The organism is Stenotrophomonas sp. 05L44_2 (assembly GCF_056665995.1).
Map to the genome: position 1 here is coordinate 1 of NZ_JBFTNR010000537.1, position 2891 is coordinate 2891.

Annotated in this window: 3 protein-coding genes; all 3 read right to left on the minus strand. The window is 64.3% G+C overall.

Annotation, left to right across the window (positions count from 1 at the left end):
- A partial coding sequence (locus AC1VAN_RS17020; RefSeq protein ID WP_480986273.1) for an ABC transporter permease occupies positions 1 to 419 on the minus strand: 419 nt, incomplete at its 3' end.
- A gap of 5 nt (positions 420 to 424) precedes the next feature.
- Positions 425 to 1816 carry a glycosyltransferase gene (locus AC1VAN_RS17025; protein WP_442251685.1) on the minus strand — a complete coding sequence of 464 codons (1392 nt, stop codon included), beginning with the start codon at positions 1814 to 1816 and terminating at the stop codon, positions 425 to 427.
- A 17-nt stretch (positions 1817 to 1833) separates the two neighbouring features.
- Positions 1834 to 2891, minus strand: a 1058-nt coding sequence (locus AC1VAN_RS17030) for a trans-sulfuration enzyme family protein (RefSeq protein WP_480986274.1), incomplete at its 5' end; no start/stop codon positions are given.

Consider the following 2891-nt stretch of genomic DNA (forward strand, 5'->3'; position numbering starts at 1 on the left):
GGGCCAGGGTAGTGACCCAGCACGGCAAATACGGCGAAGATGGCCAGCAACAGCAGTATGTTGTTGACCAGCATCGTGCCAGCGGCGATGAACGGCAGGCAGATCCGTGGGAAGGCCATCTTCTTCATCAGGTTTCCGCTGTCCACGAACAACGAAACGCACTTGCCGATTGTCTCGGCGAACATGCTCCAGCACAGCGTGCCGGCCATCAGATAAAGCGCGTAGGCATACTTGTTATCGATGCCCGGCAGCTTGGCCGACAGCACCTCGGACAGGATGGTTGCGAAGATCACCACCTGCATCAGCGGGTGGATGATCATCCACAGCGCGCCCAGCTTGCTGCGAATGAAGCGTAGCCTCAGCTCGTTCTTGATCGAGGAAAGGATGAAGTATCGGTAGGCCCACACGGACCGGATCATGTCTTTCATTGCATGCCTCGTACTTCGTTGTCCTGTTGACGCGCTGTGCCGTGCACCGAGGTGGTGCGGAGCTCCTTCAGGCGTTCGATGATGCGGGCTGCCGCCACCGGGGCGGACAGGATTGCTTCCACATGCTGGCGGCCAGCACTACCCAGTGCAGCGGCGGCGGCGGGGTCGTCGGCCAGGCGGCGCATCAACGCGGCCGCCTGGGCCACGTCGGCGTCGGCCCAGCGCTGCCCTTCTCCACCGGGATACTCGCCTTCGCCCACCGCCACCAGGGAGAAGCCCACCAGCGCAGCAGACGCGGCATCCATGAATTCCATATTGCCCGACCAGCCCGTGGCGATGACCGGCTTGCCAATGGCCATGCACTCGGCCAGGCCCATTCCGAAGCCTTCGGCGCGATGCAGCGACACGTAGGCATCGCAGCAGCGCTGCAGGGCATTGAGATGCGCGCGGTCGATCACATCGTCGCGGATGATGATGCGGTCATCGCCTTCTGCCAATTCAAAGATGCGCTTGATCCAATGTGGAAAGCGGTAGCCGTTGCTGCTCTTGACCAACAGGCGGACATCGCGACGCTCCGGCGGGAAGGCCGCGCGGAACGCACGGATTGCCGCCTCAGGATTCTTGCGCTCCATGCGTGAGCTGAAATCAAACGTGACCAGGAAGATGAAGGCTGTTTCCGGCAGACCGAAATCGGCGCGCTGCAGCCCGCTGTCCTCGATCGTGCCAAGCGGCATCGGGATGCGCAGCACCGGCTTGTCAGTGACTTTCCTCACGGCCTGTTCGACAAAAGCGCTGGCTACGAGGATCTCGTCCACGTGGGACAACGCTGGCAACCAACTGTCAGGAATGGTCTCCAACTCCCAGAACCAACAGGCAATCAGGTAGCGCCCCTGCAGGCGCGCCCGGCCGATGTCCTGCAGTGCGCGTTCCAGATAATCCGGATTGACGAAAATGATGCTGACCGGATGCGGCACGTCATTGTCGATGTAGGCATCCAGCGCGCGGTCATCCCAGCCGTGCGGGAGGTCCAGGTCGATGTCGCGCAGGGCCACCGGCACCCGATTGTCGATCAGCGCGCGGGCATAGCTGCGTGCGGCCTCGGCCAGGCCGAACTGACCGTGGATGTACCCGAGGATATTCACGCCCGGAAGCGCTGTGTCGGCTGGCACGCACGACGTCGGCGAGGTCGGACGCGGCTGCCACCCGTGCCAGGCAGCAGTGCGCGGGAAGCGCGTGCGCGCGCGGATACGCCGTGTCAGCAGCTGCAACGCGCCTTCCCGCCATGCACGTGGCAGGGCACGGTATGCAGATCGCAACAGCGATTGCCCCCGCACCCAGGCCAGCAGACGAACCTGCAGGGAGGGGCGTGAATTTTCGACAGAAGGCATCTCTGGCAGGGCCGTATTCAGACCGCCAGCGCCTGTTCCAGATCCACCTGCAGATCCCCCAGGTCCTCAACGCCCACGCTCAGCCTTACCAGTGCATCACTGATGCCCAGCTGCTCGCGGCGTGCCACCGGGATCGACGCATGGGTCATCACCGCCGGGTGGTTCACCAGGCTTTCCACCCCGCCCAGCGACTCGGCCAGGGTGAACAGTTCGGTCTTCTCGCAGAAGCGCTTGGCCGCGTCGAAACCGCCCTTCAGCACGATCGAGACGATGCCGCCGTAGCCGGCCATCTGCTTGCCCGCCAGCTCATGCTGCGGGTGCGAGGCCAGGCCCGGGTAGATCACCTTCTCCACCGCCGGGTGCTTTTCAAGCCACTGTGCGAGCGCCATCGCGTTGGCGCAGTGCGCCTTCATGCGCAGCGGCAGGGTCTTCAGACCGCGCAGGGCCAGGAAGCTGTCGAACGGGCCCTGCACGCCACCGATGGAGTTCTGCAGGAAGGCCATCTGCTCGGCCAGTTCGGCGTTGTCGCCGACCACGACCATGCCACCGACCATGTCCGAATGGCCGTTGAGGTACTTGGTGGCCGAATGCAGCACCAGGTCCGCCCCCAGCTCCAGCGGACGCTGCAGCATCGGCGAGGCGAAGGTGTTGTCGACCACTACGATCAGGCCATGGCGCTTGGCGATGGCGGCGACCGCGGCGATGTCCACGATCTTCAGCATCGGATTGGTCGGGGTCTCGATCCAGACCATCTTGGTCTTCGGCGTGATCGCCGCTTCGAAGGCGGCCAGATCGGTCAGGTCGACGAAGCTGAAGTCCAGCGCAGCGGTGCGGCGACGCACGCGCTCGAACAGGCGGAAGCTGCCGCCATAGATGTCGTCCATCGCCACCACGTGGCTGCCGGCATCCAGCAGCTCGATCACGGTGGAGCTGGCRGCCATGCCCGAGGCGAAGGCGAAGCCACGGGTGCCACCTTCCAGCGAGGCCACGCAACGCTCGTAGGCGAAGCGGGTCGGGTTGTGGGTACGCGAGTACTCGAAGCCCTGGTGCTCGCCCGGGCTGGACTGCGCATAGG

Coding starts and splice junctions, on each gene's coding strand:
- AC1VAN_RS17025 (WP_442251685.1), bottom strand. CDS start 1,816: ATGCCTTCTGTCGAAAATTCACGCCCCTCCCTGCAGGTTCGTCTGCTG.